Source organism: Tenacibaculum sp. Ill (assembly GCF_051938915.1).
Lineage (GTDB): Bacteria > Bacteroidota > Bacteroidia > Flavobacteriales > Flavobacteriaceae > Polaribacter > Polaribacter larymnensis.
Window position 1 is genome coordinate 515,037 of sequence record NZ_JBPSCW010000002.1, and the last position, 22,743, is coordinate 537,779.

The 22,743-nt window shown below is 31.5% G+C and carries 18 protein-coding genes; 13 read left to right on the forward strand and 5 right to left on the reverse strand.

Going from position 1 to position 22,743, the window contains the following annotated elements; all coding sequences use genetic code 11:
- Window position 1: 1 nt before the first annotated feature.
- From ACTPNM_RS02510 to ACTPNM_RS02535, 6 genes are read left to right on the forward strand one after another with little or no spacing between them, the layout of a single operon-like run.
- On the forward strand, window positions 2-2,419 hold the full coding sequence (locus ACTPNM_RS02510; RefSeq protein ID WP_440120487.1) for a GNAT family N-acetyltransferase: 2,418 nt from the start codon (window positions 2-4) through the stop codon (window positions 2,417-2,419).
- Window positions 2,420-2,421: 2 nt separating this feature from the next.
- Window positions 2,422-3,012 (forward strand): GNAT family N-acetyltransferase, encoded by a 591-nt coding sequence (locus ACTPNM_RS02515; protein ID WP_440120488.1) that lies wholly within the window; start codon window positions 2,422-2,424, stop codon window positions 3,010-3,012.
- The gene (locus ACTPNM_RS02520; protein WP_440120489.1) at window positions 3,002-4,822 is read left to right on the forward strand and encodes an IucA/IucC family protein; all 1,821 of its coding nucleotides are present in this window, start codon (window positions 3,002-3,004) and stop codon (window positions 4,820-4,822) included. Before ACTPNM_RS02515 ends, ACTPNM_RS02520 begins: the two co-directional genes overlap by 11 nt.
- Window positions 4,823-4,839: 17 nt before the next feature.
- Window positions 4,840-5,940 (forward strand): heparan-alpha-glucosaminide N-acetyltransferase domain-containing protein, encoded by a 1,101-nt coding sequence (locus ACTPNM_RS02525; protein WP_440120490.1) that lies wholly within the window; start codon window positions 4,840-4,842, stop codon window positions 5,938-5,940.
- A gap of 2 nt (window positions 5,941-5,942) precedes the next feature.
- A complete protein-coding gene (locus tag ACTPNM_RS02530) occupies window positions 5,943-6,971 on the forward strand; it encodes an alpha/beta hydrolase (protein ID WP_440120491.1) in 1,029 nt (342 codons plus the stop codon).
- A gap of 3 nt (window positions 6,972-6,974) precedes the next feature.
- Window positions 6,975-7,886, forward strand: a complete 912-nt coding sequence (locus tag ACTPNM_RS02535; RefSeq protein WP_440120492.1) for a sterol desaturase family protein — start codon at window positions 6,975-6,977, stop codon at window positions 7,884-7,886.
- A 27-nt stretch (window positions 7,887-7,913) separates the two neighbouring features.
- Here ACTPNM_RS02535 and ACTPNM_RS02540 read toward each other — a convergent pair whose 3' ends face one another.
- Genes ACTPNM_RS02540 through ACTPNM_RS02550 form a run of 3 tightly spaced genes read right to left on the reverse strand, consistent with a single transcriptional unit; the run spans window position 7,914 to window position 11,297 of the window.
- The gene (locus tag ACTPNM_RS02540; RefSeq protein ID WP_440120493.1) at window positions 7,914-8,879 is read right to left on the reverse strand and encodes a helix-turn-helix domain-containing protein; all 966 of its coding nucleotides are present in this window, start codon (window positions 8,877-8,879) and stop codon (window positions 7,914-7,916) included.
- Between the two features lie 40 nt (window positions 8,880-8,919).
- On the reverse strand, window positions 8,920-10,995 hold the full coding sequence (locus tag ACTPNM_RS02545; protein ID WP_440120494.1) for a PepSY-associated TM helix domain-containing protein: 2,076 nt from the start codon (window positions 10,993-10,995) through the stop codon (window positions 8,920-8,922).
- Window positions 10,995-11,297 (reverse strand): hypothetical protein, encoded by a 303-nt coding sequence (locus ACTPNM_RS02550; RefSeq protein ID WP_440120495.1) that lies wholly within the window; start codon window positions 11,295-11,297, stop codon window positions 10,995-10,997. Before ACTPNM_RS02550 ends, ACTPNM_RS02545 begins: the two co-directional genes overlap by 1 nt.
- 86 nt (window positions 11,298-11,383) lie before the next feature.
- On the opposite strand from ACTPNM_RS02550, the gene ACTPNM_RS02555 reads away from it, so the two are divergent.
- Entirely contained in the window at window positions 11,384-11,524 is a 141-nt protein-coding gene (locus ACTPNM_RS02555; protein ID WP_440120496.1) for a hypothetical protein, read from the forward strand.
- Window positions 11,525-11,735: 211 nt separating this feature from the next.
- On the opposite strand, the gene ACTPNM_RS02560 is transcribed toward ACTPNM_RS02555, so the two are convergent.
- Together ACTPNM_RS02560 and ACTPNM_RS02565 are read right to left on the reverse strand one after the other, a co-directional pair.
- Window positions 11,736-12,470 carry a DUF4198 domain-containing protein gene (locus tag ACTPNM_RS02560; RefSeq protein WP_440120497.1) on the reverse strand — a complete coding sequence of 245 codons (735 nt, stop codon included), beginning with the start codon at window positions 12,468-12,470 and terminating at the stop codon, window positions 11,736-11,738.
- Between the two features lie 51 nt (window positions 12,471-12,521).
- Window positions 12,522-14,870, reverse strand: coding sequence for a TonB-dependent receptor domain-containing protein (locus tag ACTPNM_RS02565; RefSeq protein ID WP_440120498.1), 2,349 nt, complete (start codon window positions 14,868-14,870; stop codon window positions 12,522-12,524).
- A gap of 355 nt (window positions 14,871-15,225) precedes the next feature.
- Here ACTPNM_RS02565 and ACTPNM_RS02570 point away from each other — a divergent pair, with 355 nt between their 5' ends.
- From ACTPNM_RS02570 to pgi, 6 genes are all read left to right on the forward strand, one after another.
- Complete coding sequence (locus ACTPNM_RS02570; RefSeq protein WP_440120499.1) at window positions 15,226-16,383, forward strand: homogentisate 1,2-dioxygenase; 1,158 nt, start codon at window positions 15,226-15,228, stop codon at window positions 16,381-16,383.
- 84 nt (window positions 16,384-16,467) lie between these two features.
- Window positions 16,468-17,628: a 4-hydroxyphenylpyruvate dioxygenase gene (gene hppD, locus ACTPNM_RS02575; protein WP_440120500.1), complete on the forward strand. Its 1,161-nt coding sequence runs from the start codon at window positions 16,468-16,470 to the stop codon at window positions 17,626-17,628.
- 187 nt (window positions 17,629-17,815) lie between these two features.
- Window positions 17,816-18,733, forward strand: a complete 918-nt coding sequence (locus tag ACTPNM_RS02580; protein WP_099214810.1) for a tryptophan 2,3-dioxygenase family protein — start codon at window positions 17,816-17,818, stop codon at window positions 18,731-18,733.
- A gap of 103 nt (window positions 18,734-18,836) precedes the next feature.
- Window positions 18,837-19,613: a DUF3108 domain-containing protein gene (locus ACTPNM_RS02585; RefSeq protein ID WP_124587729.1), complete on the forward strand. Its 777-nt coding sequence runs from the start codon at window positions 18,837-18,839 to the stop codon at window positions 19,611-19,613.
- Window positions 19,614-19,711: 98 nt separating this feature from the next.
- Complete coding sequence (locus tag ACTPNM_RS02590; protein WP_440120501.1) at window positions 19,712-20,992, forward strand: peptidoglycan DD-metalloendopeptidase family protein; 1,281 nt, start codon at window positions 19,712-19,714, stop codon at window positions 20,990-20,992.
- Window positions 20,993-20,994: 2 nt separating this feature from the next.
- On the forward strand, window positions 20,995-22,566 hold the full coding sequence (gene pgi / locus ACTPNM_RS02595; protein WP_440120502.1) for a glucose-6-phosphate isomerase: 1,572 nt from the start codon (window positions 20,995-20,997) through the stop codon (window positions 22,564-22,566).
- Window positions 22,567-22,743: the final 177 nt, after the last annotated feature.

A 22,743-nucleotide genomic window follows, 5' to 3' on the forward strand; every position in this document is an offset into this window, starting at 1 on the left:
TATGATAACTACAAATACCATAGTTTTTTCAAAAGATTATAAAGACTTCGGAACGATTATCATTCGTCCTTTTCAAGTAAAAAAAGACAGTGCTTTTTTACACCAATGGGTAACTCAAGAATATGCTGTTTTTTGGGGAATGCAAAACGCAACGGTAGAAGAAGTTGAAGAAGAATATACCCAACTTGTTGCACCAAAACATTACGATGTTTTTGTAGGAATGTTTCATAACGAACCCGCATTTATAGTAGAACGCTACAATCCGCAACTAGATATTATTAATGATTTTTATAAAGCTAAAACATCCGATTGTGGAGTACACATTATTGTAGCGCCGCCAAAAATCACTAAAACACCAAACTTTACGTGGTTTATGTTTCGAGCAGTTATGGATTTTGTTTTTACAAACCCAACTATTAACAGAATAGTAGTGGAGCCAGATATTCGAAACAAAAAAATGTTTGCACTGTGTCAACGCATAGGTTTTCAACTAGGAAATGTAATAGAATTACCTAACAAAACAGCACAGTTAGCATTTTTAACCAAGACCAATTACCAACAAAAAATCCAATCCTTTTCACCATCAAAAAGAAGTGCCATGAATACTTTAGATAATGTGGTTTCTCCACAACAATCAACACAACATATACAACCCAAAGTTTGGCAAAAAGCCAATTTATTATTAGTAAAAAAAGCATTGTGTGAGTTTTCACATGAACTACTAATACAACCTGAAGTAATTCAAGAACTAAATAGCGGATATAAGTTGTATAAAGTTCATGCAGATAATGCAGAAATTCAATATGAGTTTAAAGCAAAACCAATGGCTTTGAATCATTTGATGATTGATGAAGGTTCTATAAGAAGGTATGTGAAAGATGTTGAAGAAGAAGTTGATGCAATCACTTTTATAAAAGAGTTTAGAAAAGCATTAGGAATTGCTGATGAAAAAATGCCAGTGTATTTAGAAGAAATCATAAGTACGCTATATGGAAGTGCGTTTAAGATTACAAAAGGAAATCCTACAGCAGAAGAATTAGCAACAGCCGATTTTCAAACGATAGAGCAATCAATGACTGAAGGGCATCCAGGGTTTGTTGCAAATAATGGTAGAATAGGTTTTGATAGTAGCGATTATCGTTCGTATGCACCTGAAGCAGGAAACTCTTTTTCTTTATTATGGTTGGCGGGGCATACAGTGAAAGCAGTGTATTCAGCAATAGAAGCATTGCCTTATGAAACCTTAATACAGCAAGAGTTAGATGCTGATACCATAACACAATTCAATAAAATAATTGAAGAAAAAGGCTTTAGTCCAAAGGATTACTTATTTATTCCTGTTCATCCATGGCAGTGGTTTAACAAATTAGCTACAATTTTTGCTTCAGAAGTAGCTAAAGGAGATTTAATCTGCCTAGGATACGGACCAGACCAATACTTAGCGCAGCAATCCATAAGAACTTTATTTAATATAACCAATCCACAGAAATTTTATACGAAATCGGCATTGTCCATCCTAAATATGGGCTTTATGAGAGGATTGCCTTTGTACTATTTAGGAACAGCTCCAAAAATGGCAGTTTGGTTAGAAAACCTATTATATAGCGATGCTTATATAAAGGCAAACGGATTTAGGATGTTAAGTGAAATAGGCTCGGTAAGCTATGTGAATCCATATTTTGAAGAATTTGGTCCGCATAACGATTATAATAAAATGTTAGCGTCATTGTGGAGAGAAAGCCCATATTCTGTAGTTAGACAAAACCAAAAACCACTAACGATGGCTGCATTATTGCATATAGACCATCACGGAAAAGCATTATTACCTGAAATTATTAAAGACTCTGGAATTTCAATAGACAACTGGTTGCGTAGCTATTTAAAAGCATATTTAAGTCCAATGTTACACTGTTTTTATGAGTACGATTTGGTGTTTATGCCACATGGGGAAAACATTATCATGGTATTAGAAAATAACATTCCGGTATATGTTTTATTAAAAGATATTACTGAAGAAGCATGTATTTTAAATTCTGAAGTTGAACTTCCTGAGGACTTGAAGAGAATGTATGCTCCAGTACCAGAAGATGTAAAATTACTATCAATATTTACAGATATGTTTGATGGTTTTTTCCGCTTTTTAGCGCCAATTTTAGAGGAGCATGCTAATTATAGTGAGCACCGTTTTTGGGAGTTGGTAGCAGAAAATATTCAGGAATATCAAGAACAGTTTCCAGAATTATCAAATAAGTTTAAACAGTATGATTTGTTTGCTGAAGATTTTAAGCTTTCATGTTTAAACAGATTACAATTAAATAATCACAAACAAATGATTGATTTAGATGACCCTGTTGCCTTACTCCAATTTGCAGGAAAGTTAAAAAACCCGATAGCAGCATTTAAAACTCAGGAAGTATAATTATGGTTCAAACGCATCAAAAAGTATTTAGTAAAGATATAACAGGGCTAGGAGAAATAAGTATTCGTCCGTTTCAATTGGAAACGGATACACCAATGTTGCATAGCTGGGTAACACAACCGTATGCAAAATATTGGGGGATGTTGGAAAAATCTTTAGAAGAAGTACGTGCCGAATATCAAGAAATTGAAAACAACCAATTTCATCATAGTTATACCGGGATGTTAAATGATGCTCCTGTGTTTTTGATGGAACAATACAAAGCATCAGAAGACATCATTGCAAACTATTATGATGTACAAGAAAAGGATTATGGAATGCATGTTTTAGTAGCACCAGTAGAAAAAAGAATACCACAGTTTACATGGCATGTGTTTTCAGCCATTATCGATTATTTTTTCAGTGTACCACAAATAGAAAGAATTGTTGTTGAACCAGATGTAAATAATGAAAAGATTCATACGCTAAATAGAAAAGCAGGCTTTGTATATCAAAAAGAAATTGAGTTACCTCATAAAAAAGCAGCCTTAGCTTTTTGTACAAGAGAGATGTATCAATCAGCTTTAACCAAACTAGAACAACATGACAAATAATATAACACATTTACAACCAGATGTCTGGAGGTTTGTAAATCGTCAATTAATAAAAAAAGCAATTAGTGAGTTTTCACACGAACTTATTTTAACTCCTGAGTTTATTTTAGAAGAAGAGGATGGATGCATATATCAAATAACTTCTGATAATAATGAATTTACCTATCGTTTTAAAGCTAAAAGGTATTTGTTAGATCATTGGTTGATAGATGCAAAAAGTATTACTAAAAAGAACAATGCTTCGGAAGAAGTTTGCCTAGACGCACTAAATTTTATAACAGAGTTCCAAAATACTTTGGGGATTCCTAATGAATTTTTAGCAACCTATTTAGAGGAAATAACAAGTACGCTTTCAGGAGCAGCATATAAGTATACTCATGAGAAATTTTTAGCCAATGATTTAGCTGAGAAAAGCTTTCAAGAAATAGAGCATGCGATGACAGAAGGTCACCCATGTTTTGTGGCAAATAATGGGAGAATAGGATTCAATATAGATGATTACCATACATACGCGCCAGAAAGCAATCATTCATTTAAAATTGTATGGATTGCAGCTCATAAAAAATATACGACTTACACAGCTGTTGAAGATTATGAATATGAAAAACTTTTAGAAAGTGAGTTAGGAAAAGAAAAACTAACATCATTTAAAGAAATTGTAAAGAAGCAAAACGTAGTCTTAGACGATTACATTTTTATGCCTGTACATCCTTGGCAATGGAAAAATAAAATAGTAGCCGTTTTTGGGGCAGAGATTGCTCAAAAAAACATCATTCTGCTAGGTGAAAGCGATGATGACTTTTCAGCTCAACAATCTATCAGAACACTTTTTAATGTTTCACATCCAGAAAAGTTATATACGAAAACAGCATTGTCAATTTTAAACATGGGCTTTATGCGTGGGCTATCTCCGTATTACATGCAAAGTACACCGCACATTACTCAATGGATAACAGATTTGTTGGTAGACGACACATATTTACAAAACAATGGATTTACCATGTTGGGAGAAGTGGCAACGGTAGGATATCGTAATCATTATTATGAGATGTTAGGAAAAACGAATCCGCACAACAAGATGTTATCAGCCTTGTGGCGAGAGAGTCCGTTTACAAAAATAAGCTCTAACCAGCGAGTGCTTACTATGGCTGCTTTATTGCATATAGATTATCAAGACAAATCACTGTTAGCGTCTTTGGTAGAAGCATCACCATATGATACAGGTACATGGATTAAACGTTATTTAAAAGCTTATTTAACACCACTATTACATTGTTTTTATAAGTACGAGTTTGTGTTTATGCCACATGGAGAAAATCTTATTCTAGTGCTAGAAGAAAACACACCAGTATATGTGCTAATGAAAGACATTACTGAAGAAGTGATTGTTTTTAATGAAGCAATGCACTTGCCAGAGCATGCCAAAAGATTGTTCACTAAAACCTCTGATACAATGAAAATACTAACAATTTTCACAGATGTTTTTGATTGCTTTTTTCGCTTTATGGGGCAACAATTAGATAGTTACGCAAACTTTTCAGAAAATAACTTTTGGCAATTGGTCGCAGAATGTGTGTATGAGTATCAGGAAGAGCATCCAGAGTTTTCAGAAAAATATGAGCGATACGATTTGTTTGTTAATGAGTTTGATCGTTGCTGCTTAAACAGATTACAATTAAGTAATACAAAACAAATGTTGAGTTTAGCCGATCCAATTGAAAGCTTAAAATTGGAAGGAACTCTAGAGAATCCACTAGCAAGATTTAAAAAAGAAGAGACAGCAGTAAAAACAATAGCTCAAAAAATATAGAATTAAAAAAGAATTAAATGGAAAAACAAAATAGAGTAAGAGCTGTAGACTTTGTAAGAGGGTTTAGTGTTCTTATTATGATTCCAGTACATGTGATGATGATTTTTTCAAGTATGGATACTTGGGAAAACTCGATAACTGGAAATATAGCTCAGATATTAGAAAGAGGATCACCGGTTTTCCTTATTGTAATGGGGATATCATTTGCATTCTCAAGAAATTCAAATAGAAAAGGAATCCTTAAAAAAGCATTATTCATAATTACTTTAGGATACGTTTTAAACTTCTTAAGATTTATAGTACCTCTTTTGTTTTTTGGAGGTTTCCCAGAAAGTTTTGTAAAGGCAAGCGGGCTTCAGGTAAGTAATCCATATAGTATGTTAAACTACTTCTTAAAAGGTGATATGTTTCAATTAATAGGTATATCATTATTTTTAATAGGGCTGTCGTTCAAGTTCTTAATTAAGAATAAAAACATACTCATACTTATAGCACTAGTCGTTATGTGGCTTTCAAAAATTGTAAGTGGTATCCAACTTGGAATTCCTGGAGTAGATTATGTTTTAAACCTTATTTGGGGTAATAACTTTGATGTATATTTTCCTTTATTTCCATGGATTTCATTTATTCTGATGGGACTGTATTTAGGATTAAGATACCAAGAAGCACCTGAAAATGCTGATAAATCTTTATTCAGACCAATGTTGTATATAGGTATCGTTTTTCTCGTAACAGGAAAGTTACTGTGTGATTATAATTATGAATACCATTTTGGAGATTATTATCATTTAGGTCCAGGAGGAAGTATGGGATTAATGGGGTGTATTTTAGTTCTTTTCTGGCTGTATTATTTAATAGAACGGAATCTTCCTAATCACAATTATGTAAGCAGATTGTTCTTTTATTGTAGCAAAAATGTTACTCCTTTTTATATAATGCAATGGGTGTTAATTTATTGGTTGTTAGCATTTACAGAATTTTCAGCTTATAATGAACCAATGGTTTTAGCCATTATGTTAGTTGTAAACTTAGGAACTTTCAGCTTATTGTACCTGTTTAACAAATACAAGGTTGCAAAAAGAAGTAAAAAAACAAGGGTAACACAACAAATAGCATAGGTATGAGGAAGTTATTAATTATTGCTGTTGTTTTATTGCAGCTTAAATCTACAGCGCAATCAACATTAGCAGGGAGCTATGGATTAGACCCTACTGTTCAAGAATTTTTAGAAGTTATCCATTCTTATCAAGGCCCACCATTACAAGATTTGCCTCTGGATGTGGGAAGGCTAGCAATGGAAAACATGCAAAAAGATTCAACCTTAACTTATGATAAAGTAACTTTTACAAAAGTTTCCTTTAAAGAAGGAAATCGAAGAGTAAATTCAGTAATCATAAAGCCTAAAAAGGCTGAAAAATTGCTTCCAATATTAGTGTATTTCCATGGAGGAGGATGGGTGTTTAATAGCTTTGAAACACACAAACGATTAATGCGAGATATTGCTTTAAAAGCAAATGTAGGAGTTGTTTTTGTAGAATATTCAAGAGCACCAGAAGTAAAATATCCTGTAGCAAATGAAGAAGGGTATGCAGCAGCTTTATTTATGTCAAAATATGGGAAAAACTATGGATTAGATTCAAACAGAATTATAGTTGGTGGTGACAGTGTAGGAGGAAACATGGCAATTGTTGTAGCAATGAAGGCAAAAGAAAATGGAACCCCTAAAATTCTTGGACAAGTATTGTTGTATCCTGTAACCGATGCTAATTTAAACACCAAATCATACGAACAATTTTCAAAAGGACATTATTTAACTAGAGCTACCATGAAATGGTTTTGGGAAGTATACGCTCCTGATAAAAGTACACAATCATTAGCAACTGTAGCTCCTTTAAAAGCAAGTTTAGAAGAACTTCAAAATTTACCTAAAACTCTTTTAATAACGGCGGAATATGATGTGCTAAGAGATGAAGGTGAAGCGTATGCAAAAAAATTAAGAACAGCTAAAGTACCAGTTATATCAACAAGATATGGAGGAACAATACACGATTTTATAGTACTAAATGCTCTTAGAAAAACCGAAGCTTCAAAAGGAGCAGTAGCACAAGTGTGTGCTTTTTTAAAGAATAATTTTTATAAGAATAATTAAAAAATGGATTTATCATCTATAAAAGTACTTGTAGGTCAATTAGAACATATGAGTATAATAGTGCTTGTTTTAATGCTAGTTGAATGGGGAATTCTTATAGTAACAAGTTATGTAGAAAAAAACAAAGAAGGAGTGGTTAGTATTATATCATATTTAGTACAAAGCATTCCATATTTTTTATTGTCAAAAGTGTTTATTGTGGCTAGCATGTTTTGGTTGTATGAAAACAGATTGTTTACCTTGGGGTTTCAATGGTATGTCTGGGTTGCGGCTTACTTATTGTACGATTTTACAGTGTTTTTTATTCATTTATTAGGACATAAAGTTCGAGTTTTATGGTGTATTCATGGTGTGCATCATACAGCAGAAGAAATGAATTTAACTGTAGTTGCACGAGGATCAATATTTGATGTGTTTTTTACTCCGTTTAATTTTATATGGCTTCCAATAGTAGGATTTCATCCATTAATGATTTTTGTAATTGAGCCGATAGCAAGACTATATGCTACATTAACGCATATAAACGAAAAAGTTATAGGGAAGCAGAAACAACTGGATAAGATATTAATTACACCTTCAGTTCATAGGGTGCATCATGCTAAAAATCATATTTATTTAGATAGAAATTATGGCGAAACCTTTAGTATTTGGGATCGCTTATTTAAAACTTTTCAAAAAGAATTAGATAATGAAAAGATTGAATATGGAATTATGCATGACAAATTGAATAGCGAAAGCCTATGGGATGTACAGTTTCTATTATGGAAAGAATTATGGTTAGACGTTAAAAAGGCACCAAGATTAATAGATAAAGTAAAGTATATTTTTAAGCCTCCAGGTTGGAATCACATTGATGGAGGAAAAAAAGCAAGAGAGTACAGGAATGAAGCTTGGTTAAATAAACTTAATAAATAAAAGAATAATAAAATTAGATTCTAGCTTTTAAGGGGGAGAATAATTCTTTCTAAACTCTTTAGGAGTAACTTTTTCAAACTTTTTAAAAGCAGCTGTAAAATGAGTAGGGTTTTTATACCCTACCATATCAGCTACTTCATAAATAGGCCTTTGAGTATGAGTCAATAAGTTTTTAGCCTTTTCCATTCTTAATTTTTTAGCATAATTGAAAATAGTTTCATCAAACAATTTTTTAAACTCATTTTTTAAAACATTTTGATTCAATAATACTTTACGAGCAAGTTGCTGTATAGATATCTGTTCATGTAGATTCGTTTGAAGTATAGCTTCTACTTTATATATTTTCTTAAGAATATTCTCATTAGAATTACTCGCTTTTTTAGAACGAACATCTAATTGTAGATGTAATAATTCTAACGTTTTTGATTCTAAAAAAAGGCGCTTTAGCAATCCTTTTTGTGAATTAAGGAGTACTTCATTAACAATTTTCTCCATATTAGAAGTTAATTGTTGAGTAAAGTTTTCTGTTTTTTTTAAACCAAGCGCCTTATCATTAGACAAAAGAGCTTGCATTTGATGTTTTTGTATGAAAGAATCATACATGCTAATTTTAATTTCGTTTATCGGTTTATCTCTGTAAAAAAAGGCTTTATTATCTTCATTGTTATTGTATAAAAGACAACTTTCATTTTTTTCAAGAATAAAGTCATTTTTGAAATTAGAAAAACGAATAATCTTTTCCCCTTCTATTAAAACAGAGAGCTCTAAAGAGCTTAAATTATGATTTGAAGTAAAAAGAAAATCTTTTTTAAACTTCGCACTTATTATAGTAATTAATAAACCATCAAAATAGTAACTAGTTATAATTCCACAACCATAATTAGAATTAACTGTATAGATGCAGGTTGTTATACCACAGTTTATACTTTTATTTTGTAACTGCAGTATTTTTTTTAATTGCAATGTTTCATCATTGGTAATAGCAATTTCCATAAAATTGGGGGACAAAGGAAATGTAGATTAAGCTTATTATTTATTGATGGTCTTTAATCCATTTATAAATATTAATAATTAAAAGTACACTTGCAATAGCAACCAAAAGAAGCATGAATATCTCAGAAATATTACTTGATTCATGTAAGATGGCTTCTAAGAAATGATATACGTTATACAAACCAGCAATACTTGCCCATACTATTGAAGTTATTTTAAACCATTTTTTAGAAATTTCAATAGTTAATAAACCAAAGAGTAAACACATTCCTTCAAATAAGATACGATATATGTGATGTATAAAAGGAGCTTCGCCAGTCGCACCTTCCATTACTAAGGTTTCGTTGTAGTATATATTGAACAGTCCATAAATGTGGTGAACTATCCAGCCAATTGCTAAAAATATCCAAAGGATTATAATTTTTGTTCTCATTGGTATGTGGTTTTTATCTTTTAATAATTGTTTTTTCTCGTTAGTTAAATCTTTAGCTGTCTTCTGTACTTCTTCAGCTAATAACTGTTTACAATTTTTATAATCTATAGGATGCTTTGTGAAAGCACTTTTAGCTTTTGCATCAGGTTTAATTTTAAGGTAGGTGAATAGCGCAGTAACTGAAATACCTATCCATAATAAATCAACTGTAAGAATATCAAATTGCTTAGCTTTATAGGTGTTCCAAATCCAGTTGTTGGAAATAATACCACTAGCAATTGGAACTAAGAAGCCAAGAATAGTACCTGCTAACAAAGTAGTTTTGTTTGTGAGATAATTATTTCGCTTAAACCTAAAATAAAGAGTAGCTAATAACCAAACAACAAAAAACCAAGTGTATAAAATACTCATTTTTTGAGTTTGATAAGTTGCTGGTAATAATTTTACGACCAAGAAAAATAAGGCGATAACAGGAAATAATGACAAGCAAATAGCAAGATAAATATGTCCTACCTTGGCTGTGTATAAACGTTGCTTTAAGCTCATGCTTTTTTTATTGCGAGCTTCAATCCAGATTAATACCCCCGTGATAATTACGAAGCAAGTAATAAGCGCTAGGATAAAGTAAATGACTTTTACAGCAACACCTCCAAAATTACCATAATGTAAGCGACTTACAGAAAGCTGGATGTCATCTGTATACTTACTTTCATTAGGATTTCTTACAATCGAAGTTTTATCAGTCTCAAAATCATAAAATATCATCCCTGAACTTAAAAAGCGTTCTTTATAATCCAGCTCACCAATCAAGCAGTATTTCATATTAGTACCACCATAGTTTTTAATTAAAACATAATTTGAATTAAAATGAGACCAGCGGTTAGCATTTTCTTTTACAAATTTATTGACACTAGGAATTTCTTTGTCTGTTTTAGCAATCCATTCATACGATGTACGGTCGGGACGTAAATCTTCCATTAGTTTATCTTGATCACCACCGTATAAAAAGTTTGCAGGAAGTAAAACAAATAAACTTAAACAGAAATAAGCAGCAGTAACAGCATACATAAACTGAAAAGGAAGTCCAATAATCCCCAATGCAGTATGGGCATCTGTCCAGACTCTTTTTAAAGCAATTTTGGGATTGAACTGGTAAAAGTTTGAAATAATTTTTTTCCAATGCACAATCACTCCAGTAACTATGGCAAATAAAAAGAATAAGGAAACAAAACCGGCAAGATAAATTCCAATAGTAGGAATTTGTGTAAAGAAATGTAAACGGTATAAAAACTCTCCTAAACCATATTTTTCTACATAACTAGCTGTTTCACCAGTATGAATATTTATAGCTTGATAGTTTTGATATTTTGCTTCATCAGGAATATTTACTGTGTCTTTCGCAGCTGAGGTTAAGACATAGATGTTGTCGCTTTTATGCCCCAAGTAAAAACGAATATCTCTACTCGTTAAATGATGATTTTCTGAGAGTTTTTTTAATAAAGAATCATAATCGATGTTTTCTCTGGCGATATTTTGTGAATGTTTACCATCTTCCCAAGCTTCAATTTCATCTTTGAAAAGAGCAAAAGCACCTGTGAAAAAGATCACATATAAGGCTACACTTATAACAATACCACTAACTGTGTGCGTGTTGAAAAATACATTGTAATTTCTGTTACTCATTATATGAATGGATTTTGTAGGTTTCCGAAGTAATAAATTACATATAGAATTATTGAAATAATAATGTATAGAATCCAAGCTTTCCACCCATTTTTAAACAAGTAAGGAACAACTAACAAAGCACCCCAAACAATAAAAATGGTGTAAATAGATGTGATTAGTATTTCTTTTGGATTAGGTAGCCATAAAACTAAACACATATGTAGTAGAGCACTTATGATGTATCCACCAATGAGACCAGCAGAGATTTTTGCAAACTGCTGCCAAGGTGATTGGTTTAAATATTTAGAATTAGCAGGCATATTAAAAAATTAGTTCTATTAAAAAAGTTAACGTAAATAAGACAGCTAAAGAGACATAGTTTATCACTCTTAAAGGGGTAATAAGTATGATAAGACTTAAAAACAAAGAAGTTGATACAATCCAAGTAATAATTCCAGCTGAAAGTCCAAAAAAGTTGATTGAGAGAAACAAGCTAGTAAGTAATGTAATTATTCCAATTATGTTGGTATTACGTTTATTATTTTGAAGCCATTTTTGTAAGAGGGTATTCTTAGTTAAATGTGCCTTTTCAGAAGAGTTATATAAGGAATAACATCCTAAGAAAATAAAAAGAAAAGTAACTGTTTTCATAGTGGTTTAATCAAATGACAAAACCCTGAACATAAAAGTTCAGAGTTTTGTGTTTGCAACATTTAATAATTCAAATAGCTATTCATATTTAAAATTTATAACTAAAGCTATAGTTTGTTATTAATAAAATATGTAGCGCAGTGCCAAATAATTTTATAGTCATCTCCTTTAAAGGTTCCAGGAGTTTTTTCTTCATGAGTTGCTTCTACAGTATACGTAGTTTTTTTAGGTAACTTGAAAGTGACTAGCCCTTTTTCGTTAGTCTTTCCCTTTAAAGACCATTTATCACCACTGAATAAAGTAATCTCTCCATTTTTAAGAGTCAAATTTTTATACAATACCTTTAAAGTAATTTTATCAGAGCGGTTATGACGTTTTGGAGTAACATCAATAATCTCTATTCCTTTAGGATTTGTAGGTTTTAATTCACTAATTGAGTTACCAACTACAATTCTTGCTTTTGCATGATATTCAGGTTTAAAAGTTGTATAATCATATTTTGTATAATCAAACACTTTTATTTTTTTGTTGTCTAAAGCAATAGTATAGGTTCCTTTTTGTTTCGGAATGAAAGAGGTGCTATAGTAATCGTTTTTTGCTATTGTTTGTAAAGAGGTTTTGCTTCCGTCAGGAGCTATTAACCAAACAGTAAAGTCTTTGACATTACTGAAATGTTCTCCGTCTACTTTTTCAATCACACCCTCAGAAAATTCTCCGAAGCGAATTTTAACCTCATGTTTATTGTTGACCCTTCCTGAAGGGTTAGTTTCAATCCAAATGTAATGGGCAAAAGAATTACTAATTACCGCTAAAAAGAGTAATGTTAAAATTGATTTTTTCATTTTTAATAAATTATATAAACCACCTAAACTCTTTAGGTGGTTATTGATTTTTTAGAATAGGTTATAGGTAAGAGAAACTCTTCCGTTAATTCCTGACTCAGACTGCCAGTATAAATAAGTTCCGTAGTTTGCACCAGAATATAAATGCTTGTTTAAAATATTATTGATATTTAAGGCAACACGTAACTTGTTGTTTTTCCAATGAACACCACCATCCATTCTAAAATAGTCAGGTAATTCAGTATTATTGTTTGCATTCCAAGTCCAAGAAGATCTATCTACTAAATATTGATATCCTAGAGAAAGACCAAAACCTTTAAGTGCAGAGTTCTTATTAAAGTTGTAGTTTAACCATCCGTTGGTAATATGCTTTGCATGTCCAGCAATTCTTGTTCCTACTGTATTTGGAATATCTGATTTGGCAATTTCAACATTTGTATTTGCGTAATTCAATAATAAGTCTAATTCACTTGTAATGTGCGCTTGCATATCAAACTCAAAACCTTTTGATTCTACTTCTCCAAGCAAAATGCTAAACTGACGAGTAGGATCGGTAGGATCACTAGTAGTCATATTATTTTTATTGATAATGTATGCACTTAAAGAAGCATTTATTTTCCCGTTTAACCAATTGGTTTTTAAACCAGCTTCGTAGATAGTTCCTTCAATAGGATCAAATCTTTTTCCTGTATTATCAATAGCATCATTTGCTAAGAATGATTGGTCATATAAACCATAAGCAGTAATCTGTGGAGTAATATCAGCACTTAAACCAATTCTAGGAGTGAATTTTTTAGTTGTAATGTCACCTTTAGGAGTTAATTGAGTATATCTACCTGCTAATGTCAAACGTATTTTGTTTTCTAAAAAACTTAATTCATCTTGAGCATATAAAGAGTTGATTTTTGTTCCGTAGGTATACAAACTAGCACGTTCTTTTAAAGGAGTACTTCTATCAAATACTGGAAAAACTCTATCTCCATAAGTCGGGTTATAAATATTGAATGGATTTGCAGGAGTATCTACTGCACCAGCCTGACTAAAATCAGCAAAATACTCTTTATCAGTATAATCAAAACCTCCCATAATTTTATGGCTTACAGAACCTGTGTTGAACTTACCGTTAGCATATAATTGGAAGTATTCGCTTTCAGAAATAGCATCCCAAATACTTATACTTCTAATAGCATCACCATTATTTTGTATACTACCTAACCATGCAGAAGCCCCTTCTTGTGTGTAAAGCATTGTTACATATTTTGCTTCTACAGACCAGTTTTCGTTAAAGTTATGAGTTATTTGGTTTAATAAACTAACTTCCTTGATATCGGTATCAGGGAAATTACTATCAATCATAGTAAAATCCTTTGGTAGGCTACCAAATCCTTTATCTACAGGACCAAATATATAAGCTGCACCAACAAGAGTGTTTAGTTTTTGAAAAGAGAATTCGGTTAAGAAATTTGTTTTATCTGTTATCTTATAAGATAAAGATGGAGCAATACCAATTCGTTCGGTATCTTCAAATTTTCTATGACTTCCTGTGTTTTGATATAAAATATTTAAACGAGCTAGCAGACGTTTGTCGCTTGTTAAAGCACCTCCAAAGTCAGCCGCAGCTCTGTATGTGTCAAAACTTCCAGCCATTAAGTTTACAGATCCTATTCTTTCTTCTGTAGGTTTTTTAGTTACCACGTTGTAAAAACCACCAGGTTCACCAGCAGCCATCATAAAACCAGAAGGTCCTTTAACAAATTCAATACGATCTACCATATAAGTATCTTCGGATAATGGTCCCCATGAATCTTGGATGTTTACTCCATTCCTAAAAGCAGGTAATCTGAATCCACGCATGTTAACACGAGCAAAATGTCCCCAATGCTCTATATTGCTAACGCCACTAACATTTCTAAAAGCACCTTCTAACATATTTGTTACAAGTTGGTCTTGTAATATTTCAAAACCTACTACTTGAACATTTTGTGGTAACTGTTTTATAGGAGTTTTCAAACGTAATGAGTTTGATACTTTGTTTTTAGAATATTTGTTTTTTACTCCGTTAATTGTAACTTCATCTAATTGATCAATAGCCTCTTTAAGAACGATTTTGCCTAGGTTTTTAGATTCGTTGTCTTTAAGTCTTACGGTAATTGATTTTTTTTCAAATCCAACCATTGATAGATTAACTACATATTTACCTTTTTTTAAGTTTTCAAACTTAAACTCTCCTTTTTCGTTGCTGGTAAGTCCTTTATTAGTTGGGCTAAGAGTTATGTTTACTGAAGTAAGGAAATCATTATTATCAGTTACGATGATCCCTTTAATAGAATTGTTTTGGGCAACTAATGTTGTCGTAATAAATAAAAACAATACCAACGATACAGGTATAATTTTCTTCATTTTGCTTGTTTATTTAGATTTAATAAAAATTATTTAATGTCGCAAATGTATCTCAGAGAGGTTAAGTATCAAAATTTATTTAGATTAATTTTAAATAAAAAAATCTAAAATTTTGAAATTTAATGAGATATCAACATCTTTTTAAATTTGGTATATTTGTAAAACGCAACTAAAAACCTATTAAAATGCATTGGAAAGATCTTTTAGCGCATTTAAAGTTCATGATAAAACGGAATCCGGAGTAGCTATAATTGATTGATTTTAGGAGTTAGTCATTACTATAATAAATAGACTAATAAAGAAAGAGAGTTAATTGTAAGATTAACACATTGTTGAATTATCAAATTAAGAAAAGATGCCTTTTTATCATAAATTAGGAAAAATTCCACACAAGCGACATATTCAGTTTCGTAAAGAAGACGGAAGTTTATATTACGAACAATTATTTGGTACGATTGGTTTTGACGGAATGTCAACTAATAGTTACCATGAATATAGACCAACAATGGTCAAAGAAATCCGTAAACAATATTCGATAGCACCTAAGGTAGCAAAAGAAAATAATATTCAATCATATCGTTTTAGAGGGTTTCAAGTAGCTCCAGAAAATGATTATTTAGAAAGTAGAAAAGTAGTACTTACCAACTCTGACTGTAATATTATTTTAGCAGCTCCAAAAGAGTCTACCAAAGAATACTTTTATAAAAATACTGATGCAGATGAGGTAATTTTCATCCATAAGGGAACTGGGAAATTACGCACTATGTTAGGTAACTTAGATTTTAAATACGGTGATTACTTAGTAATTCCTCGTGGAGTAATTTATAAATTGGATTTTGATACAGAAGATAACAGATTATTTATCGTTGAATCTTATCGTCCAGTATACACTCCAAAAAGATATCGTAACTGGTTTGGTCAATTATTAGAACACTCACCATTTTGTGAGCGTGATATTCGTAGACCAGAAGAACTAGAAACACATAACGAAAAAGGAGACTTCGTTATTAATGTAAAAAAACAAAACGAAATTATTGAAATGGTATACGCAACACACCCTTTTGATGTTGTTGGGTATGATGGATATAACTATCCATATGCTTTTTCAATTCACGATTTTGAACCAATAACAGGTCGTATACATCAACCGCCTCCAGTACACCAAACATTTGAGACAGATGCATTCGTAATCTGTAGTTTTGTACCTCGTTTATACGATTATCATCCAGAAGCAATACCAGCTCCATACAATCATAGTAATATTGATTCTGACGAAGTATTGTATTATGTAGATGGAGACTTTATGAGTAGAAATGATATAGATGCAGGACATATTTCTTTACACCCAGCGGGAATTCCTCACGGACCACACCCAGGAGCAGCAGAAAGAAGTATTGGAGAAACAGTAACCGAAGAATTGGCGGTAATGGTAGATACTTTTAAACCATTAAAAGTAACTGAAGAAGCTATGAAAATAGCTGATGAAGATTATTATAAATCTTGGTTAGAGTAGTTCAGTATATCAATGTGACAATTTGAAAATGTGTCAATTCAATTTTCAAATTAACTAATTATCAAATTTTCAAAATAGAGAGAAATGTCAAAAGAAATAAAATCAGTAAACTACGGTTTAGAAAAAATATTTGAAGGAGCACAAGACTTCTTACCACTTTTAGGAACAGATTATGTAGAGTTTTATGTAGGAAATGCAAAGCAAGCAGCACACTTTTATAAAACTGCATTCGGTTTCCAATCATATGCATACAAAGGATTAGAAACAGGATCTAAAGAAGAAGTAAGTTATGTGTTAAAACAAGATAAAATCAAATTAGTTTTAACAACTCCATTAAACAGTAAATCTCCAATTAATGATCATATTGTAAAACATGGAGATGGAGTTAAAGTAGTAGCACTTTGGGTTGAAGATGCAAGAAAAGCATATGAAGAAACAACTTCACGTGGAGCAAAATCATACATGGAACCAACTGTTGAAACAGACGAACACGGAGAAGTTGTAAGAGCAGGGGTTTATACTTATGGAGAAACTGTTCATATGTTTGTAGAACGTAAAAATTATAACGGAACGTTCTTACCAGGTTTCAAAAAATGGGAATCAGATTATAACCCACCAGCAGCAGGTTTAAAATATATCGATCATATGGTAGGTAATGTTGGTTGGAACCAAATGGATGTTTGGGTGAAATGGTATGAAGATGTAATGGGATTTGAAAATTTCTTATCATTTGATGATAAACAAATTCATACAGAATACTCGGCATTAATGAGTAAGGTAATGTCTAATGGAAACGGAAGAATTAAATTTCCAATTAACGAACCAGCCGAAGGGAAAAAACGTTCTCAAATTGAAGAGTATTTAGATTTTTATGAAGGTGCAGGTGTTCAACATATTGCTGTAGCTACTGACGATATTATAAAAACAGTAAGTCAATTAAAGTCTCAAGGAGTAGAGTTTTTATCAACTCCACCAGAAACATATTATCAAGCTGTACCGGGAAGATTAGAAGAGTTTAGTCATGAGTTAAGAGAAGACATTGAAAGGTTAAAATCTTTAGGAATCATGATAGATGCTGATGAAGAAGGATATTTATTACAAATCTTTACAAAACCAGTAGAAGATCGTCCAACCTTATTCTTTGAAATCATTCAACGTATGGGTGCTCGTGGATTTGGAGCAGGAAACTTTAAGGCCTTGTTCGAATCAATTGAAAGAGAGCAAGAATTAAGAGGAACTCTGTAAAAATTTATTTTATAAGATAAAGCAAATTAAAAATCAAGATTCAAGACAGTAAAAATTGCCTTGTTTCTTGGTTTTTATTATTTATATGATGAATCAAAATAGGTATTTAAATATAAAATCTCCTTTCTCATAAAACTTACTTAACCTAAAGAGTAAGAATGTAGAACAATTATAAAAGAACAAACAAATGAGTAAAGAAGAAATATTAAAAGCAATAGAAGAAAAATACGATAAATTAGGTGTTCCTGTTGAAGCAATGCTAGAAGGGTTGCTTTGGAGTGAGCCTATAACCTATTGGGATTATATACAAACAGATGCGCTACTAGGGCTACAAATTCCTAGAACTACGTTACCTGATGAAATGGTTTTTATCATGTATCATCAAGTAAATGAATTGTTGTTTAAAATGATTTTGTGGGAAATTGACCAAGTAGCAAAAGCAGAAGAAATTACAGCAGATAAGTTCTCAAAACACTTAATGCGTATTAGTCGTTATTTTGATATGTTATGTAGTTCTTTTACAGTTATGGGTGACGGAATGGATGTAGAACAATACTTAAAATTCCGCAATACACTAACGCCTGCAAGTGGTTTTCAAAGTGCACAATACCGTAAAATTGAATTTGCCTCTACAGACCTTATTAATTTGATAGATGCACGTTATCGAGATACAATTGATAGAAATTCATCATTTAAAAATGCCTATGATCACTTATACTGGCAAGCAGCAGGTAAAAATTATACAACAGGTCAAAAAACAACTTTATTAAATTTGTTTGAGAAAAAGTATATGGGTGAATTTATAGATTTTATGGAAGATTATAATGACTGTAACCTTTCAAAAAAATTCAAGCAATTACCTGAAGAAGTTCAAGAAAATGAAGAGCTAATAAAAGCAATGCGTCATTACGATTATACTGTAAATGTTAAATGGGTAATGGCACATTATAATGCAGCTGGGAAATATTTAGGAGGAAGCGATGGAGACCTAGAAGCCACAGGAGGTAGTAATTGGCGTAAATATTTGCACCCAAAATATCAAAGAAGAATTTTCTTTCCATACCTATGGAGCCAAGAAGAATTAGAAAACTGGGGAACGTTTTAAATTCTAGTAACTATAAGATAAAAGCTGTTTAATATTCTGTTAAACAGCTTTTTTTAATTTTTGGAACGGTAATTGTCTATCAATTTTCATAAGTTTGAACATTATGAGAAAAAGAATATTGTTTTTTACATTTTTAGTAGTTGCACAAAGTTTTTTTGCACAAAGTAAACCAACAGCTTATAAGAGCGGAGAATGGCTTCGTTTTGATATGAGCTATAGTGGGTTTTTAAAAGCAGGAACAGCAGTTTTACAGTTAAAAGAAAAGAATTTAAATAACCAAAAAGTACTACATGCTGTAGGAACAGGTAAAACAACGGGTGTTATAAGTTGGTTTTTTAAGGTTGAAGACAGGTATGAAAGTTATTTTGGAATTGACAAAGTGCAACCTTATTTATTCAAAAGAAAAATAGATGAAGGAGGTCATAAAAAGAATCGTCATATAACCTTTAATCATAAAAAAAACACAGCGTACGTTCAAGATTTCCGTAAGCAAAAAGATACATTAATTTCTGTTAGATCACCTCAAGACATGATTTCTACTTTCTATTTTTTAAGAAGTCAGAATACCAAAAACTTAAGAAAAGGAGATGAAATCAAGCTTGATATGTTTTTCGATAATAAAAGTTACCCGTTTAAATTACGATTTTTGGGGCACGAAACATTAAAAACAAAGTTTGGTAAGGTTAAAACACAAAAATTTAGACCTTTGGTTCAAGCGGGTAGAGTTTTTAAAGCAAAAGAAAGCGTTACTATTTGGATTTCAGCAGATGACAATAAAATACCAATAAAAATGAAAGCTTCTTTAGCCGTAGGTTCATTACGTGCAGAATTAGATGCTTATAAAGGATTAGCAAACCCTTTTGAAATAGTTGTAGATTAAAAAAACTATATAAGCTGTTTAAGAATTGTTAAAGTGGGAGGAAAAATAGTATTTATTTGTACTTTTGCGCATAAACTCAAATTTAAAGCAGCTTTTTTTTGAAAAAACTCATTCTTACATTCATTATCTCATGCCTTTTCTTTTCATGTAAAAAAGAAAAGAAAATAGTCGTACAAGAACCTGTCAAAATAGAAAAACCAAAGCCTGTTATAGCTTATGGTTTTAATTTAGATAATTATAAGGTTATTAACGATACTATAAAGAGTGGAGAAAGTTTTGGAGTTATTATGGATAGACATCATGTAATGTATCCTAAAATTAACGAAATAGCAACCAGAATTAAAGATACTTTTGATGTAAGAAGGATACGATCAGGAAAAGCGTACACAATTTTAGCTTCAAAAGACAGTTTAGATCAAGCACAGGTTTTTATTTATAAACATAACAAAGTAGAAGCTACTATTATCGATTTTAAAGATTCTATAATATCTGCATATAAACATAGAAAAAAGATTAAGACTGTTGAAAAAGAAATAGCAGGTAAGATTTACTCTAATTTATCTATAACAATGGATAGTTTACAGTTAAAACCAACACTTACCAATACAGTAGCAGATATTTATGCTTGGACACTAGATTTTTATCGTTTACAAAAAGGAGACACATTTAAATTGATTTTTGAAGAAAAGTTTATAAACGATACCACCTTTGTCGGATATGGCGAAGTAAAAGCCGCAATTTTCACTCATGGAGGTGAAGATTTGTATGCGTACAGATATGTAGCCGATTCAATAAAAAAAATTCCTGAATATTACGATCAAGAAGGAAATATGCTGCGTAGAGCATTTTTAAAATCTCCAATTAAATTTCAATACAGAATATCGTCACGTTATAATTTAAGAAGGCGAATAAAACTTTATGGTAACAGAGTGAGGGCCCATAAAGGAACTGATTTTGCTGCTAGATATGGAACTCCTATTATGACTACAGCTAGTGGTACTGTTGTAGAATCTGCAAGAAGAGGAGGTAATGGGAATTATGTTAAAGTAAAGCATAATAGCACCTATACAACTCAGTATTTACATATGAAAAGGAGGAAAGTGAGAGTTGGTGAATATGTAAAACAAGGAGATATTATTGGTTGGGTAGGTATGACAGGTAACACAAGTGGACCTCATGTTTGCTACCGTTTTTGGAAAAATGGAAGACAAGTGGATCCGTTTCGTGAAAAATTACCCTCAGCAGAACCTTTAGACCCTAAAATAAAACCCACATATTTAGAGTATATAAAACCATTAAAAAGTCAGTTGGATAGTATAAAATTGCCACAACCAGAACCACTTTCATTTAAAGAAAAAGAAATTTTAGCTACACATTAATTATGCCATTACAGAATATAAACCCTACGGGAACTAATGCTTGGGAGAGGTTAACAAAACATTTTAATGAAGCGAAAGGTTATGAGTTAAAGGAACTGTTTCGTAAGAATAAAAATAGAAAAGATGAGTTTTCTATTTGTTTAGACGAATTGTCTGTGGATTATTCTAAAAACAGAATAACCCAAGAAACAATAGACTTATTGATTTCTTTAGCTGAAGAAGTAGAATTAAAAGATGCTATCGAAAAATATTTTTCAGGAGATAAAATTAATGTTACGGAAAATAGAGCAGTATTACACACAGCTTTAAGAAGTAGTTCTGATACGCCTATTTTTGTAGATGGTAAAGATGTAAAACCTAAAATTAAAACAGCTTTACGAAAGATGAAAGCTTTTAGTAATAAAGTTATTTCAGGAAAGTGGAAAGGGTATACAGGAAAACCTATCACAGATGTAGTAAACATTGGTGTAGGTGGGTCAGATTTAGGACCTAAAATTGTTGTAGAAGCATTACAATTCTACAAAAATAAACTCAATACACATTTTGTATCAAATATTGATGGAGATCATGTTTTTGAAGTCTTAAAAAAGATAAATCCAGAGACAACGCTTTTTGTTGTAGTTTCTAAGAGTTTTACAACTCAAGAAACAATTAATAATGCTAATACAATAAGAGATTGGTTTTTAAAATCAGCTACTGTCTTTGATGTTTCAAAGCATTTTGTTGCAGTATCGTGTAATACTAAAGCAGTTGATAATTTTGGAGTTGATAAAAAAAACATATTCCCTATGTGGGACTGGGTTGGTGGTCGATTTTCTCTCTGGTCAACTGTAGGTTTATCGATTTCATTATCCTTAGGCTTTGATAACTTTGAAAAACTGTTAAGAGGAGCTGAAAAAATTGATGACCATTTTAAAACTACCAATTTTGACAAAAATATACCAGTTATATTAGCCCTTTTGAGTATTTGGTATAATAATTTCTTTGGTTCAGAAACAGAAATGGTAATGCCGTACAGTGAATACTTAGAAAAGTTACCCTCATACTTGCAACAAGCTGTGATGGAAAGCAATGGTAAAGATGTTGATAGAAATGGAAATAGAGTTGATTACCAAACAGGAACTATTGTTTGGGGAGGAACGGGAGTCAATTCACAACATGCTTTTATGCAGTTATTGCATCATGGAACAAAATTAATACCAGTTGATTTTATTGAATTTAAAGAGTCTTTACATAGTTTAGAAGAACATCACGAAAAGTTACTCGCAAATTGTTTTGCTCAACAAGAGGCTTTAGCTTTTGGAAGAACTAAAGAAGAAGCTCATTTAGAATTAAAGGTTAATAATCAACTAAACCAAATAAATACACTTTTACCTTATAAAGTGTTTAATGGTAACCACCCTAGTAATTCAATAACTTTTAAAAAATTAACACCTTATTCTTTAGGAATGCTCTTAGCCATATACGAACATAAAATTTTTACTCAAGGAGTTTTATGGAATATATTCTCATACGATCAATTTGGTGTTGAATTAGGAAAAGAACTAGCCAAAAAAAAACTTATAAACGATTAAATTCTACCTAATCGTATCTCTTTTACGTTTTTTAACCTATATATAGGTTTTGTTAACAATTAAGGTTGGGTGTAATGTGTTGTTTTTCAGTGTTAAATAGCTTTTTTTAGATATTGTAGGGTCTTAATTTATCGTTAAAACTTAACATTAAGTTAATATTAGCACTAATGAAAAGCA

Excerpts from the sequence above, each read along its gene's own strand:
- ACTPNM_RS02510 (WP_440120487.1), top strand. The coding sequence starts at position 2 with ATGATAACTACAAATACCATAGTTTTTTCAAAAGATTATAAAGACTTC.
- ACTPNM_RS02515 (WP_440120488.1), top strand. The coding sequence starts at position 2,422 with ATGGTTCAAACGCATCAAAAAGTATTTAGTAAAGATATAACAGGGCTA.
- ACTPNM_RS02520 (WP_440120489.1), top strand. The coding sequence starts at position 3,002 with ATGACAAATAATATAACACATTTACAACCAGATGTCTGGAGGTTTGTA.
- ACTPNM_RS02525 (WP_440120490.1), top strand. The coding sequence starts at position 4,840 with ATGGAAAAACAAAATAGAGTAAGAGCTGTAGACTTTGTAAGAGGGTTT.
- ACTPNM_RS02530 (WP_440120491.1), top strand. The coding sequence starts at position 5,943 with ATGAGGAAGTTATTAATTATTGCTGTTGTTTTATTGCAGCTTAAATCT.
- ACTPNM_RS02535 (WP_440120492.1), top strand. The coding sequence starts at position 6,975 with ATGGATTTATCATCTATAAAAGTACTTGTAGGTCAATTAGAACATATG.
- ACTPNM_RS02540 (WP_440120493.1), bottom strand. The coding sequence starts at position 8,879 with ATGGAAATTGCTATTACCAATGATGAAACATTGCAATTAAAAAAAATA.
- ACTPNM_RS02545 (WP_440120494.1), bottom strand. The coding sequence starts at position 10,995 with ATGAGTAACAGAAATTACAATGTATTTTTCAACACGCACACAGTTAGT.
- ACTPNM_RS02550 (WP_440120495.1), bottom strand. The coding sequence starts at position 11,297 with ATGCCTGCTAATTCTAAATATTTAAACCAATCACCTTGGCAGCAGTTT.
- ACTPNM_RS02555 (WP_440120496.1), top strand. The coding sequence starts at position 11,384 with ATGATAAGACTTAAAAACAAAGAAGTTGATACAATCCAAGTAATAATT.
- ACTPNM_RS02560 (WP_440120497.1), bottom strand. The coding sequence starts at position 12,470 with ATGAAAAAATCAATTTTAACATTACTCTTTTTAGCGGTAATTAGTAAT.
- ACTPNM_RS02565 (WP_440120498.1), bottom strand. The coding sequence starts at position 14,870 with ATGAAGAAAATTATACCTGTATCGTTGGTATTGTTTTTATTTATTACG.
- ACTPNM_RS02570 (WP_440120499.1), top strand. The coding sequence starts at position 15,226 with ATGCCTTTTTATCATAAATTAGGAAAAATTCCACACAAGCGACATATT.
- hppD (WP_440120500.1), top strand. The coding sequence starts at position 16,468 with ATGTCAAAAGAAATAAAATCAGTAAACTACGGTTTAGAAAAAATATTT.
- ACTPNM_RS02580 (WP_099214810.1), top strand. The coding sequence starts at position 17,816 with ATGAGTAAAGAAGAAATATTAAAAGCAATAGAAGAAAAATACGATAAA.
- ACTPNM_RS02585 (WP_124587729.1), top strand. The coding sequence starts at position 18,837 with ATGAGAAAAAGAATATTGTTTTTTACATTTTTAGTAGTTGCACAAAGT.
- pgi (WP_440120502.1), top strand. The coding sequence starts at position 20,995 with ATGCCATTACAGAATATAAACCCTACGGGAACTAATGCTTGGGAGAGG.